This window comes from Marinilactibacillus sp. Marseille-P9653 (assembly GCF_916618885.1).
Taxonomy (GTDB): Bacteria; Bacillota; Bacilli; order Lactobacillales; family Carnobacteriaceae_A; genus Marinilactibacillus.
Map to the genome: position 1 here is coordinate 1,943,038 of NZ_CAKAKH010000001.1, position 16,333 is coordinate 1,959,370.

Here is a 16,333-nt window from a genome sequence, read left to right on the forward strand (position 1 = left end):
ACCTACCCTAATGTCATTCTTATAACCTGTATTTGATACTTCTATAGAAAACAATCATTCTAGTACTTTATATTCTTTGGGCCTATTTTCTATGCCTACAGGGATCAGTCTATCTTTATAACTATTTTTTATTACACTCATTATATAATCGTTTATATTCTAAATAAAACAAGGGTTATGACCCCATTTCTAAAAGTATACCACACGAAAAACTATGAGTATAGGGTGATTATTGCATCTGTACTGGATCCTATTAAAGATTTACTAATGATTAAAATTTATTGATTTTAAAGCCCAAATTCAATCTCTAAGTTCTTTTAAGAACATGAAATACAGACATATTATTTTCTTGCAAAAAGCTTGTAGCTAATTGTTTAACGTCCTTTAATTTAATTTGTTCCATAAGCGGTACAATATCAAAAACGGATGCTTCCAACTCTGGAAGGTCAACGAATTGTTGAGCAATATACTCCAAAGAATTCAGTGATTGTAATTCTTGTCCAATACTTCTTTTTTTTACTAAATCGAAATGCGCTTCATTTAAATCTGGACTCTCAGATGCCGTTAATAAGAGTGTCTTAAGGATCATCGTTAACTCGTGAGGGTCATTCGCATCTCCTCCAATACTAAGATAATCAATTTGCCTCTCAACTGTATGTTCATAATTAAAACTATCGTCAATTAGACGTTCATTGTATAACTTTAAATAGGTCGTGGAAGTCTCTCCGAAAAGCAATTTCAATAAAAACTCCATCTTGATTGAATACTTTAGAGCTTCGACACCTTCAAGCTCATCGTTGTCACCTTTTATACCAATCAGTACTTTGGCTTTAACTACATCCGCTTCGACTGATCTATAAGGAATGATTTCTTGTTGTTGCACAACTGGGAATTGTCTTTTAATCTCTTTCTCACTCTCAAAATTTTTATCTAACTGATTTTTTTTGATCCATTCTATAATCTCTTTTTCATCCATATTCCCCGCCACAAATAATTGCATGTTGCTTGGGTGATAAAACGTACGATGATTAAGATATAAATCGTCCGCTGTAATCTTTTGAATACTGTTCAATGTCCCCGCAATGTCGTTACTGACTGGATGATTGGGATACAAATTTTCAAGTAGCCCTAAAGCGACCGTCCACTCTGGCTGATCTTCATACATTTGAATTTCTTGACCAATGATTTCTTTTTCTCTTTCAACAGACTCATCTGTGAAATAAGGTTCTTGCACAAAATTTAAAAGGGTTTCTATATTCTCTTTTATATAACTTGTGCTAGAGAAAAGATACGCTGTTTTAGTTAACCCTGTAAAAGCGTTCGCTGAAGCTCCATGGTGTGCAAACTGATCAAATACATCACCTGATTCAGTTTCAAAAAGTTTATGTTCAAGAAAATGTGCAATACCAGGTGGAAATTGTATAAAGTTATTTTCTCCATTAGGAATAAATTGTTGATCAATTGCCCCAAACTCCGTACTAAACAAAGCAAACGTAGTATGGTAGTCTTTTTTCGGTAACAAGGTTATCGTTAACCCATTATCCAGTTTCTCTCTATAGAGGGTTTCTCTTAAATTCTTATATTCAAATTTTTTCAACTTAGACTCACTCTCCCGATAATAAGAATACGGCTTTTAATTCTACCGTTTTCGCTACATTTATAATATCTTGTTTTGAAACAGCATCTATTCTATCAGCCCATTCTCCAAGACTTATCATCGGTTTATCGATCAAATTAAAGCTGTAATACTTTTCCATAAGACTTTCTGCATGGTCTTCAGATTGAATTAGAGCATTCTTCAATAACGCCTTAGTCTGATCTATAACCTCTTCGGAAAAGGCGCCTTCTTGAATAGAGTTTAATTGTTCTCCTACTAATTTTTCAACCTTTATAGCTTCCGAAGGTTCAATTCCTGATTGAACATAAAGTACTCCATTAAAGCTATCGATTCCGCTCGCAATGTCATAAGCTAGTCCCTCTTGTTCTCTTAAAATTGTGAATAAATTAGAATGTGGAAAACCACCGAATAATCCATTAAATACTTGTCCAGCATAATAAAGGTCTTGATGATAATAAATAGTCGTTTTATAAGCCAAATTAAGTTTTGCTTGCGTGATTGGTTGAATTTCTTTTTTTCTAGTTAGATTTTTAACTTCACTAATGCTATAAAACAACAATTCATTGTTTACCATTCGAGCTTCGAAATTGAAATCAATGAAAGCTTTTTTCACTCTCTCTTCTTCAAGATTACCTAATACCACAATATCAATTTTGTCATTTAAAATCATATCCTGATAGACAGTGTATAAATCACTTGGAAGTAATCCAGTTAAATCTTCAGGCCTACCCCAAGAAGGAATTTGTTGTTCCAAAGTATCGAAATAAAGACGGCTAGTTTCTATCCCTGCATATTCTTGTTTATCTTCGTAAACCGCTTCGTATTCGTCTTTTAAGTTTTCAAGTTCTCTTTTAAACGTTTCTTTATGAAAGGCACCATCATGTACATTGGGATAAAAAAGAATGTTTTTTAGAAATTCTGTTGCTTTTTCGAACAATCCTTTTTCATTTAAATACGTTTCATCTACTATATCTAAATCTAAAGTCAATACATGATACTTGCCTATCTTGGAAACATCTGATGAAAACTGAGCGCCATAAAGTTCTGAAAGTGCTGTTCTATAATCTGTTTGTGTTGGATAATGCTGACTATTCGTACTTAATAAGTTTGCTAATAAGGCTCTTTTCGTAATTTCATTGGCATCTATTAAAGATTTGAAATTGATTCTAATGGACACTGTTTTAAATTTTTGAGTGGATAATACTTTCAAATCAACGCCTTTTACCAGTTCTATTTGCATATGTCCTCCTGAATCGATTTTCGCTTAGCTTATTTTAATTTTTAGTTGTTAACAACTTATGTAAATAACAAAAAGACTAGAACAACAAGGCTCTAGTCTTAGAGTATAAACATATTGATTTATAGTAAAAGTGTTTTAAGATTATTTACTTTATCTACATTTTCCCATGGCAGATCGATATCTGTACGGCCAAAATGACCATACGCAGCTGTCTGCTTATATATTGGACGTTGTAGGTCAAGCATTTTAATAATGCCAGCCGGTCTAAGGTCAAACGTCTGACGAATGGCTGCAATAATTTTCGAATCAACCACTTTTCCGGTTCCAAAGGTATCTACTGCTATTGAAACAGGTTGTGCTACACCTATAGCATAGGCTAGTTGAACTTCAACTTTATCTGCAATACCTGCAGCAACAAGATTCTTAGCGATATAACGAGCTGCATAGCTGGCTGATCGATCTACTTTAGTAGCATCTTTCCCAGAAAACGCTCCTCCACCGTGTCTTGCATATCCACCGTAGGTATCAACAATAATTTTTCTACCTGTTAATCCGGCATCCCCTTGAGGTCCACCAACTACAAATCTACCAGTAGGATTAATATAATATTTCGTATCTTCATCTAACCATTTTGCTGGGATTACTTCTTTAATGACATGTTCAATCACATCATTTTTCAAAGTTTCATAGTCTATCTCAGGAGAATGCTGTGTGCTAACTACGATTGCATCTATACGCTTAGGTTGATCATGCTCATCATATTCAACTGTGACCTGAGCTTTAGCATCCGGTCTTAGATAATCTAATATTTCTTCTTTTCTAACTTGAGCAATCCTTCTCGTTAGACGATGACTTAAAGAAATAGGTAAAGGCATCAACTCTGGCGTTTCGTTGGAAGCAAATCCAAACATAAGCCCTTGGTCTCCAGCTCCTATTTTATCAAGTGCATCATTTTCATTTGAAGCTTTTGACTCAGCAGAATCATCTACTCCAATAGAAATATCTGGTGACTGATCATCAATTGAAACAAGTACTGCACATGTATCCGCATCGAAACCATATTTAGCACGCGTATACCCAATCTCTCGGATAGTATCTCTAGCAATTTTCTGCATATCGACATACGTATTTGTTCTGATTTCACCAGCTATCAAGACTAAACCTGTTGTTACCATAGTCTCACAGGCTACACGAGCATCTGGATCCTTTTCAAGAATTGCGTCTAGTACAGCATCACTAATTTGATCAGCAATTTTATCCGGATGTCCTTCTGAAACTGATTCTGACGTAAATAATTTTCTTTCTTCCATTGTAGTATTCCCCCTACTGTATTATCGGTTACAAGGCTTCCGACCTGGTCTGTGGTCGTCCTATCGGGAATTCATTGTAAACCTATATTATTCTACCACATTAGGGAAGAACAATCATTCTGAATTCAAAATTATTTCAGGTAATCTTATATAAATGTGATATGATAAAGTTAAACACTACTATACTAAAGGATGATAAGATTGAAACTTAGAATATCCGAGACCATTAATAATCCATTATTTTCATACATTTTACTACCTATTTTTTACATACTAATGGGGACGATTCTTTCCTTACCCTATTCTAACCTTAACATCCTTTCTTTCTTCCTCTTGACTACCTTTATTCTAATCAATCAAGTCATTGAAATGAACCTCAAGGTATCCTTGAATAAGAAAAAAACACTTAAAAAGACGCTCATCCTTATATTAGAGGGTCTGCTACTGTTAAATTTAACGTATTTCCTATTTGTTCATTCAGTTGCTACTTTTCTTTTACTACTATGTTATGGAATACTGACTCAGACAGTTTATTTTTTCAGACTCTATGAACTCGATGTTTTTTCTATATCAGTTTCAACAATATTAAAAGCTTTACTACTCAATACAATAGGCTTTTATATCCATACTGGCTTCATTTCTCTAGTTCATCTACGATTCTTTATACCCTTACTTATTCCTATATTTTTAGCTGAAACTTCAGAGAGGAATAAGCCAGTCAAACGCTCCATTGAAATCCAACTTATGAGTATTGCTTATGTATTGGCTATTGCCATTCTGTGGACAAACAGTACCTGGTTAAGTTTTGGGATGTTGTTCACTGCTCCGGCATTAATGCTAAGCCCTGTCAAACTTACTAATTTAAATAAAATTATCTTGTTTTTCTTTAACTATGCAGTAATCTTAATGGTAACTTACTTTTTTTACTAAAGCTATTTCATAATTTTAAAATTGAGAAAGGAAGTCTTACAGTGATTACAGAAGTAACACTAACCCACAAAACTGACACTCACGCATTACTGAAATCTCTATGGCCTGATATAACTAGTGAGGAACTATCTGAGTTATTTCAAACATTGATAACCCACTCTAACCATACTGTGGTATGTCAACACTTTTTTGAACAAAAATTATAAGGTGTAAATGATGATTGAGTTCACTTTCCTTTTGCCTCTCTAACTGAATGAGAGGCTAGTTTCGACCAGCTGGGGAACAACGGATTTGCAGACTTCCATTTCAGACTGTTCCTGTTCCCAATCTTTTCGATAATCGATAGGAGATTCGTAGTCCAATGATCCATGTGGGCGAAAATGATTCCACCAATGGACGTAGTCCATAAGTTGGACCTGCAGTTCATAGAGTGTATGGAATGTGTTGTCGTAGACAAATTCAAACTTAAATGATTTATACGTGGACTCCGCTACGGCATTGTCGTAAGGATTCCCTTTTCTACTTAACGAGCGCACAATATCAAAGGTATCCAGTAACTCATCAATAGTATGGTTGTCGAATTCTTTTCCCCGGTCAGTATGGAACACGTTGACCGTATGTAAATCACCCTTAACTGTAGCGAGAGCCTGCAGGACTAAGTCAGCTGTCTTATTGGGACCAGCAGAATACCCGATGATCTCGCGGTTAAACAAGTCTAAAATAAAACAAACATAGAACCACTTATTGGCAACTTTGACATAGGTCAAGTCCGTGACGATAGCTTTCATCGGCTCTTTCGGATTGAACTCACGGTTCAATGCGTTTTCAATCTTCGCTTGATTGACTCCACTCTTTTGTGGTTTGTATGATGGTCTATCATACTTGGACACCAGATGAAACTTTTTCATAATGTGTCCAATTCTCCGACGAGATACGATAAACGCACGCTTCTTCAATCTTTTCTTCAGTTTACGCGTGCCATAATTGTTTTTGCTTTTGGCAAACTCTTCAATAATCGCTTGTTCGAGTTCTGCGTCACTTTCTTTCTTTATTACTTCGTAATAATAAGATCCTCTACTGATCTTAAGGGCACGGCACATCGCTGATATAGAATAGTTATGTTTGTTGCGTTTGATTACTTCGACTTTCGCCCGAATATCAGCGCCGCTTGCTTTAAAATATCATTTTCCATCTTAAGCTGGGTATTTGCTTTCCTTAATTCTTTCAATTCTTTCTGTTCAGGTGTTAAGTTATCTCTTTCTTTGAATGAACCGGTTTGACTATGTTGACGTACCCATTTGTCAAAAGCCGATCCTGTAAGATCATATTCTTCTATGATTTCTTTTCTTGATTTTCCTGCTTTGTGTAAATCAACAATTTGTTTCTTAAATTCTTCTGTATAAGTTCGACGTGGACGACGAGTAGACATGATAGATTCCTCCTGTGTATGTTGTGTTTAGTATACACACCTTATCTTTTCTGTCCAACTGAGTGTAACCTATCCAAAGCTCGAAAATCCGCAATCAAACTATGTCGTCTCTACAATAAACAAGTCAACGACGAAAGTACTTATGATCGATCTATTCTAGAGCAACTCATGGGTCATATTGGAGAAAGTGCCTTTATTGAATCAAACTTTAGGTGCGAATTTGGGTTCAATGTTTATATTGGCCCTAGAGTTGGAATCTACACGGGAGATCATGCTGAAGCCCCAGTTGAACGCGCTGATGGCGGAGTATATGCAAAGCCAGTGACTATTGGAGATAAAGTTTGGCTTTGCGGAAATGTAAAAATCGCTCAGAATATAACGGTAGGAGAAAATTCTATCATTGGAATGGGGAGTGTCGTACTCAATGATGTCCCTCCAAATGCCCTCGCTGCAGGCAATCCCTGCAAAGTGATCCGACCAATAAAAGAGTCAGATATCAAATGGCAGAAATAAACCGAATCTAATAGAAAACAGCCTACCCCATTTGTTCTGGGTGAAGCTGTTTTCTTTGTTTTAAGATGGTATTAATTAAACCCATAAAAGAATAGCATAAATGGATAGTATGCCATGATGCCTAAACCTGCTAATAACAGAGATGGTCCTGTAAGGGCAATATATTTAGTCGGTTTCGAAAAACTCTCTTGTTTCATGATCCATTGCCCAAATATCACTATAGCTGTCACTATGAGTGGAAGAAAAAGCAGAAGATATGAATACGCTAGTCCTTCAAAATAGATTCCCCTTGATGCAGTCTGGTCAGAAATGATGTCGTAAAAGAACATCGGAAATCCTATATAAAAAATAATGAAGCTGAGACTTACCAAAATCGAATAAATGCGAAATACCGTTTTGTACTTTGTGGAAACGTTGAGACTAAAAGAAATGATTATATGTATTACGGCAATTACAATTGCTACTGGAAATTCAAATGAAAATGACATGTGCACTCTCCTCTATTCGTATAGTTTTATTATAGCATATATCTAGATAATAGTTTAAAAAATGTAAAGGTTTATATACTCCTAAATAAATTTATAAATGCGATTTCATTTCACTTGAAGTTATGGTACTTTTATTCAAAGGAGTTGTTTGATCATGAGTGTAACTATTAAAAGAAGTGTCGGCGTATTTAGTGTAATGAGCAATATTTCAGTCAAAATGGAAGATGTAGTTTTGGAAAAACTTGCGCCTGGAGAATCTGTTACTTTTGAAATCCCTAAAGAACAAGAATCGATCAAAATTAGCACCGCTTTGACCAGTAAAACGTTTACTGTGGAAGATGGAGAAACATTTGATATCGTAAGAAATAATCTCATGTGGGGATTAAGATATTTAATTTGTTTTGCGCTGATTATTACAACCCTTATCCCTTTTTTTAATAATTTCTCAATTGCTCGTTCAACTATCTTCATACATCTTTTCTTTATCATAGGACTGACTATCTTCGATATGTTTGTTCCGAAGTATTTAATCAAACGTACATCAGATCTATCTGAAAAAGAGCAACACTGGAATAGTTACTAATATTGGAGGTAGGCTAAAATGAGTATTAAAGTATATAGAAACACTGGTTTCATGGGTTCTGCGGCAAACTTGAAACTTAGAATTAATGGTGACCGAATTGAAAAAATCAAACCCCAAGAAGTACTAACGATTCAAATTCCAAGAGAACAAGTAACGTTTGGAATCAAACTGTTTCTTGAAAAGAAAAAAGAAATTATAGTAAAGAATGGTGATGAGATTGATATTGTGTACAAGAAATATTTTCATTATTATTTCTGGACTATAATGTCTTTAATCGTAATCCTTGTACCTTTGCTTGAAGGTGCTTTTAGATGGGGTACAGCCGCTACGTTGGTACTTATAAGCTTTGCCATTCAATATGTTTATGGTACTTACGATCTGTTTGTTAACGGGGAGCAAAAAACTTAAAGGTCTAATAGATTGTAAATAATAGGAAAATAAAATTGAGCATCAAAATACATAGAAACACCGGACTCATGGGCTCAGGTGGATTAATGAAAATCAAGGTCAATGATCAAATAGAAAAGCTTAAGCTGGATGAACCGAATGTCATCCACATAGAAGAAAAAACAGCTACAATAGAATTAAAAGAATTGGGTACTCAAAGACAGATAGTCAATGTCAAAGACGGAGCCGTGCTAGAAATCAAGACAAGAAAATGGTACACACCTATGATTTTTTCTATCATTATATTTCTTGTCATAGCTAATTCTATATTAGGTGTAAGCAACTTTTGGAAATTCCTTCTAGTAATAATACCCGTTTTTTTCGTTACGAACTATTTTTTCCCACCCTACAAATTGTCCATTATTGAAGACTAACCCATACGCTGCTTTTATCTGTTCTACAATTGGAGGAGTATGAATGATTGAACGTATTAAAAAACACAAAGTGCTCAGCTTTCTTCTTTTTCTCATTCCGTTACTTTTGATCTGGATCATATGGGGCAACACGCATATTGAAACAAAATGGTATGAGTTAATCGATGATGAAGTGCCAAGCGATTTCGACAACTATACAATCGCTCAAGTATCTGATTTACATAATAAGGACTGGGGTAATAAACTCATCAGAGAATTGGAAGCAGTCTATCCAGATATCATCGTAGTAACTGGTGATCTGATTGATTCCAGAAATACCGATATTCCTGTTGCCGTTGATTTTATTGAAAGAGCTACTCAGATTGCGCCTGTCTATTTCGTTACGGGTAATCACGAAGCTAGAAGTAGTCAGTATGAAGAACTGATTGAGGCTATCAATCAAACAGTCATACTCATGGATAATCGAACATTTACCTTATCTTCCGGAGTTAGTGAGCTAACGCTTTTAGGAATAGAAGATCCTTCTTTTCCAAATGCTGATCCAGAAAATGAGCTAGCGACTCTCACAAAAGATAATGAAGGATTTAAAATTCTTTTATCTCATCGTCCTGAATTATTCGATTTATATGTCAAACAAGATATAGACCTTGTCTTCAGCGGTCACGCTCATGGCGGTCAGTTTAGAATTCCTTTCATCGGTGGTCTTATCGCTCCAAACCAAGGGCTTTTCCCTAAATATACAGATGGTATTTATTCTGAAGAAGATACGAATATGATTGTTAGTAGAGGGCTTGGAAATAGCTTGTTCCCTTTTAGAGTCAACAATAAGCCAGAACTCATTTTTTTACGATTTTCAACGATGTACTAACAGAACATTTGAGGAGTGATCTTTTGAATTCAAAAATGGTTAAAAAAATTAGTTTGTTAGGCTATCTATTTCCTTATGTATTTCTATCAATGTATGCGGATTTCGCTTTTGGTAGTTTGTTGATGTATCTATTCATGCTGATCGCATTTATTGTTCTCAGCCTGTTTATTACAAAACATCATCAACCAGAAATAATGATCAAAGGAAACATAATCAGTTTCTGCTCGTCTGCTTTATTGGTATTTGCTAGCGGTTTGATAGAAAACCAATGGTATTTCAAACCATTTTCAGCAATGGGACTTTTGTTTTTCGTAACAATTATAATGGTATTCATTCAATCTGTTTGCTTCAAAATTTATTCGAAGAAAATAGTCTATAAATAAAATTCCTTTATCGTTTTTTTTATCATTTGTTTGCGTAGTTTTTCTTTTCATTACTGTAAAATACTATGATGAAACATGTCGTTCAGGTGGTTCATTTGATGGGAATAGCCTTCTATTCATGACATTAAATGTGTTGTTCGTGATGATTAGTAATGTTAAAGAGTAGTTACCTTTTGTAATTGTTGTTTAAATGAGGTTCAATGAAGGTATAGAGTATATAAAGGATGAGTTCATGAGTGTTACCATCGTTAGAAAGACCGGTTTACTGGGTTCACCAGGATTTATGACCATTAAAATAGATGGTCAACCCGACGAAAAAGTCGCAGGACCATCAACTGAATTAAATTTGGAAAGTCACCAAACGACAATTCAAGCAAAACTATTTGGGTCTAAAAGTAACTCACTTCCCGTTAAAGATGGTCAGAAAGTTGAAATCAGTACTCGCTTTTGGACATTAATTAGTTTGATATTAGTTACAATTTCTTTCAGTATTTCCAGCCAAGTCCTTCCTTCTAAGTATATTTTTCTCTCTAGAATTGGATTAATAGTCATTTTTTCTCTCGTATACTTAATTTTTCCTGTCTACCGATTAAGACTACTACCTGTTATCCCACCAGAAAATTAACAACTAAAAAAAACCAGTAGACTCCTAAAGGAATCTGCTGGTTTTTGCATAATATTTATAATCTCGTAGAAAGAACCCTCTTCAAATTTTATCTAACGAGGGTTCTACTATTCTTTTAAACTTTAAATAGGCTTACCTTACTTTGTAGTTCTTGTGCCATTTCTGCCAAATCATTAGAAGCGGCTGTGATTTCTTCCATTGAGGCATTTTGTTCTTCAGTGGACGCAGCTACGTCTTCTACCTTAGCTGAAATATTTTCGATTGCATCAGTTACTTCATTGATCATTTCTTCAAGTTCTGACGAATGATTTGCAACAATTGTTCCTTCGTTGTCAGCCGAACTGGATTCCTGGTTTAATCGGTTAATGTAATTGGTTAATTTTTCAAATACTTTTCCAGCCTTTTGCACACTTTCTTCTCCGTGATTCACGGCTTCATCGGCTTCCTTCATAGAAAGAGAAGATTTTGAAATGTTTCCTTGGATTTCGCTAATTATGGACTCGATTTGTTTTGTAGCGTTAGCAGATTTCTCCGCAAGATTTCTGATTTCCTCAGCCACTACTGCAAATCCTTTACCTTGCTCACCCGCTCGTGCAGCTTCTATTGCCGCGTTTAAAGCGAGTAGATTAGTCTGTTCTGAAATTTCATTGATAAACGAAACGATTTTTTCTACTTCTAGAGATTGAGTGCTCAGTACATCTACATATGATGAAGTCTGATCTGTTTTTTCTTTGATGGTATGCATATCTAAAACTGAATCTTGAATAATTGATTCACCATTTGTAACGTTTTGTTGAACGGATTCTACAGAAGTATGAATCACTTTAATTCGTTTAGAAACATTCGAAATATTTTGAATAATCTCTGAAATTGTCTGATTCACTTTACCTGTCTTTTCTGATTGAGCAGAGGTTGTATCTGCCATAGAAGTTATGGACTCCGTAATCACTTCTGTGGCTCTTGAAGATTCAGATGAACTGGCTAGAAGTTCTTCAGATGAAGCAGCAACCATATTAGCTTGCTCATCGACATGATACAAAAGTTCAGCGAGCTGAGCTCTCATGACATTGAAACTTTCTCCTATATTACCAATTTCATCATAATAGGTAACCTCCACTTCTCGGGTAAAATCTCCTTGACCACCTGATTCTAAAACATTTGAAACTTCTTCAAATCTTCTTCTCAGTCGTTTATTGAATATAAATAGAATTCCTGTAAATAAAATACCTGAAACAATCATAACCAGTATCAATACTGAAATAATAGACCAGATTGATTCTTTAATCATCTGTTGTGAAACCCCTACAAACCACATACCAATAGGATTATCTGCAGCATCTAGAATAGGTTGATAAGCAGTCTGGTTCATTTCACCCATAATATCCGCGGTACCAACATAAACTTCCCCGCCTATTAGAACCGTATTAACAATGTCCTCGGAAGCAGCCGTGCCTACTAGACGCTCTCCATCTCTTTCAAAGGTAGTGACAACACTTGTATCTCCTAAGAAAATCGTAGCAGGACCTCCTGTGATTTCTGTGATTCTATCGACCATTTCATCGTTTACAGCTAACGTTCCTTTATAAAGTTCGCCATTTCTAATCGACCAGTCTCCAGGATACCAGTTGTTTAAAGTTTCTTCACTTAATTTTAAATCTGATTGAGCTTTTTGTTCTGTCATATTCTGAATAGTTTCAGAAGTTTTAACATAGATTGTCACGCTTAAACTTATAAATATAATGGCAAACAATAGTGCAACAATAATGCTGAATTGACTCGTTAATTTAAGACCTTTTTTCTTCAATACTTTTACCTCATCTTCGCTTCTATTTTATACTGCTCAAATTATTATTATCGGAATAATTCTATATAATTAAAGGGCATTACTAAAAGCTTTATACATCTTATTTAATCACTTCATTTTTTTCCTATTTGTAATGTCCAAATATGTTCTATCTATCAGCTTAAACTTTCACCTGTCATATTAAAAACTTTTCAATACGCTAAAAACCCGATCAAGTTTCCATAAAGCTTGATCGGGTTTTCTTAAATTATAGATCTAATCTATCTAAACTTTAAATAAACTCACCTTGCTTTGTAGTTCTTGTGCCATTTCTGCTAAGTCATTAGAAGCGGCTGTGATTTCTTCCATTGAAGCGTTTTGTTCTTCTGTAGATGATGCAACATCTTCTACTTTAGTTGAAATCTCTTCGATTGCACCGGTTACTTCATTGATCATCGATTCTAGCTCTGATGAATGATTCGCAACAACGGTTCCTTCTTTTTCAGCGGAACTGGATTCCTGATTCAATCGGTTAATGTAATTGGTTAATTTTTCAAATACTTTCCCAGCTTGTTGAACACTTTCTTCTCCGTGAACAACTGCTTCATCGGCTTCTTTCATAGAAAGAGAAGATTTTGAAATGTTTCCTTGGATTTCGCTGATAATGGACTCAATTTGTTTTGTAGCGTTGGCAGATTTCTCGGCAAGATTTCTGATTTCTTCGGCCACTACTGCAAATCCTTTACCTTGCTCACCCGCTCGTGCAGCTTCTATTGCCGCGTTTAAAGCGAGTAGATTAGTCTGTTCTGAAATTTCATTGATAAACGAAACGATTTTCTCAACTTCTACTGATTGTGTGCTCAATACTTTTACGTAAGAAGAGGTTTGGTCCGTTTTTTCTTTAATGGTATGCATGTCGGTAACAGAGTCTTGAATGATGGACTCTCCATTAGTAACGTTTTGTTGAACAGATTCTACTGAAGTATGAATCACTTTAATCCGTTTTGACATATTCGCAATATTTTGAATAATATCTGAAATCGTCTGGTTCACTTTATTCGTTTTCTCAGATTGAGTCATTGTTGTATCTGCCATTGAATTCATTGATTCTGTAATCACTTCTGTCGCTTTTGAAGATTCTGAAGAACTCGCAAGCAATTCTTCTGACGAAGCAGCTACTGAATTAGCTTGCTCATCTACATGATGTAACAAATTAGCGAGTTGAGCTCTCATAATGTTGAAGCTTTCTCCAATATGACCAATTTCATCATAATAAGTGACATTGACTTCCTTAGTAAAGTCTCCTTGACCACCTTGCTCCAAAACAGTTGAAACTTCCGCAAACCGTCTTTTTAGTCGCTTATTGAATAATGACAAGATAATGATGAATACAATGACTGCAAGAATCATCACAATAATAAGTACTGAAAAAATGGACCAAATTGAATCATTGATCATTTGTTGAGAAACACCAACGAACCACATACCAACTGGAGTTCCTGTAACATCATAGATAGGCTGATAGGCTGTTTGGTTCATTTCTCCCATTATATCTGCAGTTCCCACGTAGATTTCTTCACCAACTAATACACTATTTACAATTTCTTCTGAAGCAGCTGTACCGACCAAGCGCTCTCCATCTTTTTCAAAAGTAGTGACGACACTTGTATCTCCTAGAAATATCGTAGCTGGTCCTTTTGTAATCTCTGTTATTCTGTCAACCATTTCATCGTTTACTAACTCTGACCCTTTATATAATTCACCATCATATACTGACCATTCTCCCGGATACCAGTAATCTAATACCTCTTCCGTCAACTTCAAATCTATCTGAGCTTTTTCACTAGTCATCTCCTGAATCGTTTCAGTCGTTTTAACATAAATAGTTAACCCTAGACTGATAAATACCACTGCAAATAATACCGCAATAATGATACTCATTTGACTCGTTAATTTAAGACCTTTCTTCTTCAATACACATTCCCTCATCTTTTCTTATTTTTTGTACTCTCCTATCTATTGTTATCGGAATAACTTCAGTTTATTAAAGTAAGTTCAAAAAAGAGCGTCCACCACTGGTTTTAAACCATGCGGTAGAAGCTCTTCATAATACGTTTTACAAAATTAAATTCACATATGCTTTTCTCTGAAAGATGCTCGGTCTTCTCTTTCTTTTTTTGTACGCTGTAGCTTGAGCTTCGCTAGATACTCTACTACTTCTTTGGGTTTACGAATATCGAATAGCTCAACTGGTTCTGGACCTCTCATCGTTTCTCTTTCAATATACAATTGGCCCTCTTCATTAACTTTCTCTTTCCATCTCACCAAGCGAACCATACCTTCTGAAAGTTCGATCGCCGTGATGCTAGCAGGATAGATACCACAGCCAGTATTAAAGTAGGGACGATCATTATTTTTAGGAAACTTGAATCGATGAGTATGCCCACAAATTAACATTTTTCTGTTCTTTTGAATCCATTTACTATAATTCCGTTCAATTTTATGGCGCTTGTTAACATTTTTAATAGGACTTGCCGGGTTTCTGATTCCAAAACGGTGCAAGAAACGCCAGAAGTATTTCAGTGATAGCATGGTAAAAAACCAGAACTGATCATTTGGTGCATCTCCTTGATGGCCATGTAAAACAAATATTTCCTGACTCGTCTGACGATGCTTGAGAACAAGGGCCTCTATTGGCTCTAAGCCTTTCATAAAATCGAAATATTCTTCTGTATACTCATCATAATTAACATAGAAATTCTTTTCTACATACTTTTTATTTCTCAAAAAGAGATCATGATTTCCGTAAATTCGAATATAGCGATCATCGTCATAATACTTTTTAATTGTTTCATATACACCGACGTAGGCATTTTTGATATGTTCAAACTTAGAATACTCTAAAAGTTCTTCACCATCGCCCACTTCTACGAATGTGTACTCACTCTCATAATATTCGTTCAGTGCATGTGTAAACAAGTTCTGACTTCTTAGAAACTCATCTGACACACTACCATCACCTCGATGGGCATCACTCATAAAGACAATACGAGAGTGATCGTCAAAATACATTTGTTTGGCATTCTGATAAGCTTCTGTCAATCTTCTGTCTGTAAACATCCTATTATTCTCCTATTAAACCTTATTCTCTTATCCCTAGTATACGGTATGCGGGTTGAATTAATAAAGTAATTACTCGTGAGAATTCAAAACGGACCTAGATAGAACCAACTTTACCAAAAAAATCACCAACGACTATTCTGTCGTCAGTGATTTTTCAGATTTATTTGAAGTTTGCTTTGATCTTAGATAAGGTAGCTTTGAACTGTGCAAGTTCTGCTTCATCAATTCCTTGAGTAATGGTTTCTTCAAGTTTTTCAATGTAAGGTTTGAAAGCATTAATTTGTTCAATCGCTTTATCGGTTAAAACAATCTCTTTTAGACGCTTATCTGTCTGCGTACCTTTTCTTTCATCAATATAGCCATTATTTTTCAAGCGTTTAACTAAATTACTTGTTGTAGATTTACGAATGGAGAATTCTTTTTCGATATCTTTTTGGAAAATGGGTTTATGTTGATTTTCGTACAAGAAACTTAACGCCCATGCCTGCATCCGATGCATCTCTTCGAAGTTTTTTCCGGCTTTTTCCTTTTCGATATAGCGTACAAATAAGATCGATAACTCTCTTAATTCATATCCAATCGTACCGTGAGGGTCCATGCTGACTCATCCTCTCTTAAC

General features: G+C 35.2%; 15 protein-coding genes and 1 riboswitch. Of the genes, 6 read left to right on the forward strand and 9 right to left on the reverse strand.

Annotated features, from left to right (window positions below; translation table 11 throughout):
• Positions 1-307: 307 nt before the first annotated feature.
• The 4 genes from yfmH to LG377_RS09490 form a co-directional block, all read right to left on the reverse strand.
• Complete coding sequence (yfmH, locus tag LG377_RS09475) at positions 308-1,597, reverse strand: EF-P 5-aminopentanol modification-associated protein YfmH (RefSeq protein WP_225744417.1); 1,290 nt, start codon at positions 1,595-1,597, stop codon at positions 308-310.
• 7 nt (positions 1,598-1,604) lie between these two features.
• Complete coding sequence (yfmF, locus tag LG377_RS09480; protein WP_225744418.1) at positions 1,605-2,858, reverse strand: EF-P 5-aminopentanol modification-associated protein YfmF; 1,254 nt, start codon at positions 2,856-2,858, stop codon at positions 1,605-1,607.
• A 119-nt stretch (positions 2,859-2,977) separates the two neighbouring features.
• Positions 2,978-4,168, reverse strand: a complete 1,191-nt coding sequence (gene metK, locus LG377_RS09485) for a methionine adenosyltransferase (RefSeq protein ID WP_225744419.1) — start codon at positions 4,166-4,168, stop codon at positions 2,978-2,980.
• Positions 4,166-4,253: riboswitch (SMK box riboswitch) on the reverse strand. Its footprint overlaps the gene before it by 3 nt.
• Before the next feature lie 1,090 nt (positions 4,254-5,343).
• Positions 5,344-6,527, reverse strand: a protein-coding gene (locus tag LG377_RS09490) for an IS3 family transposase (RefSeq protein WP_225743066.1) whose coding sequence is annotated in 2 segments (ribosomal slippage) — positions 5,344-6,242 and positions 6,242-6,527 — 1,185 coding nt in all. Because the reading frame shifts where the segments join, the coding sequence is not laid out codon by codon here.
• 168 nt (positions 6,528-6,695) lie between these two features.
• Between LG377_RS09490 and LG377_RS09495 the strand changes: the two genes are divergently transcribed.
• From LG377_RS09495 to LG377_RS09515, 5 genes are all read left to right on the forward strand, one after another.
• Positions 6,696-7,040: a hypothetical protein gene (locus LG377_RS09495; RefSeq protein WP_225744420.1), complete on the forward strand. Its 345-nt coding sequence runs from the start codon at positions 6,696-6,698 to the stop codon at positions 7,038-7,040.
• 642 nt (positions 7,041-7,682) lie between these two features.
• Positions 7,683-8,111, forward strand: a complete 429-nt coding sequence (locus tag LG377_RS09500) for a hypothetical protein (RefSeq protein ID WP_225744421.1) — start codon at positions 7,683-7,685, stop codon at positions 8,109-8,111.
• A gap of 18 nt (positions 8,112-8,129) precedes the next feature.
• On the forward strand, positions 8,130-8,519 hold the full coding sequence (locus LG377_RS09505) for a hypothetical protein (RefSeq protein WP_225744422.1): 390 nt from the start codon (positions 8,130-8,132) through the stop codon (positions 8,517-8,519).
• A 35-nt stretch (positions 8,520-8,554) separates the two neighbouring features.
• Complete coding sequence (locus tag LG377_RS09510; protein WP_225744423.1) at positions 8,555-8,932, forward strand: hypothetical protein; 378 nt, start codon at positions 8,555-8,557, stop codon at positions 8,930-8,932.
• Between the two features lie 43 nt (positions 8,933-8,975).
• Entirely contained in the window at positions 8,976-9,800 is an 825-nt protein-coding gene (locus LG377_RS09515) for a metallophosphoesterase (RefSeq protein WP_225744424.1), read from the forward strand.
• A 181-nt stretch (positions 9,801-9,981) separates the two neighbouring features.
• Here the strand turns inward: LG377_RS09515 and LG377_RS09520 are convergent, their stop codons facing one another.
• Positions 9,982-10,134 carry a hypothetical protein gene (locus LG377_RS09520; protein ID WP_225744425.1) on the reverse strand — a complete coding sequence of 51 codons (153 nt, stop codon included), beginning with the start codon at positions 10,132-10,134 and terminating at the stop codon, positions 9,982-9,984.
• Positions 10,135-10,415: 281 nt separating this feature from the next.
• Here LG377_RS09520 and LG377_RS09525 point away from each other — a divergent pair, with 281 nt between their 5' ends.
• On the forward strand, positions 10,416-10,808 hold the full coding sequence (locus LG377_RS09525; RefSeq protein ID WP_225744426.1) for a hypothetical protein: 393 nt from the start codon (positions 10,416-10,418) through the stop codon (positions 10,806-10,808).
• A 115-nt stretch (positions 10,809-10,923) separates the two neighbouring features.
• Here the strand turns inward: LG377_RS09525 and LG377_RS09530 are convergent, their stop codons facing one another.
• The 4 genes from LG377_RS09530 to LG377_RS09545 form a co-directional block, all read right to left on the reverse strand.
• A complete protein-coding gene (locus tag LG377_RS09530) occupies positions 10,924-12,612 on the reverse strand; it encodes a methyl-accepting chemotaxis protein (protein WP_225744427.1) in 1,689 nt (562 codons plus the stop codon).
• Between the two features lie 264 nt (positions 12,613-12,876).
• Positions 12,877-14,565 carry a methyl-accepting chemotaxis protein gene (locus tag LG377_RS09535; RefSeq protein WP_225744428.1) on the reverse strand — a complete coding sequence of 563 codons (1,689 nt, stop codon included), beginning with the start codon at positions 14,563-14,565 and terminating at the stop codon, positions 12,877-12,879.
• A 156-nt stretch (positions 14,566-14,721) separates the two neighbouring features.
• A complete protein-coding gene (locus LG377_RS09540) occupies positions 14,722-15,711 on the reverse strand; it encodes a metallophosphoesterase (RefSeq protein ID WP_225744429.1) in 990 nt (329 codons plus the stop codon).
• Between the two features lie 163 nt (positions 15,712-15,874).
• Positions 15,875-16,312, reverse strand: a complete 438-nt coding sequence (locus tag LG377_RS09545) for a MarR family winged helix-turn-helix transcriptional regulator (RefSeq protein ID WP_225744430.1) — start codon at positions 16,310-16,312, stop codon at positions 15,875-15,877.
• Positions 16,313-16,333: the final 21 nt, after the last annotated feature.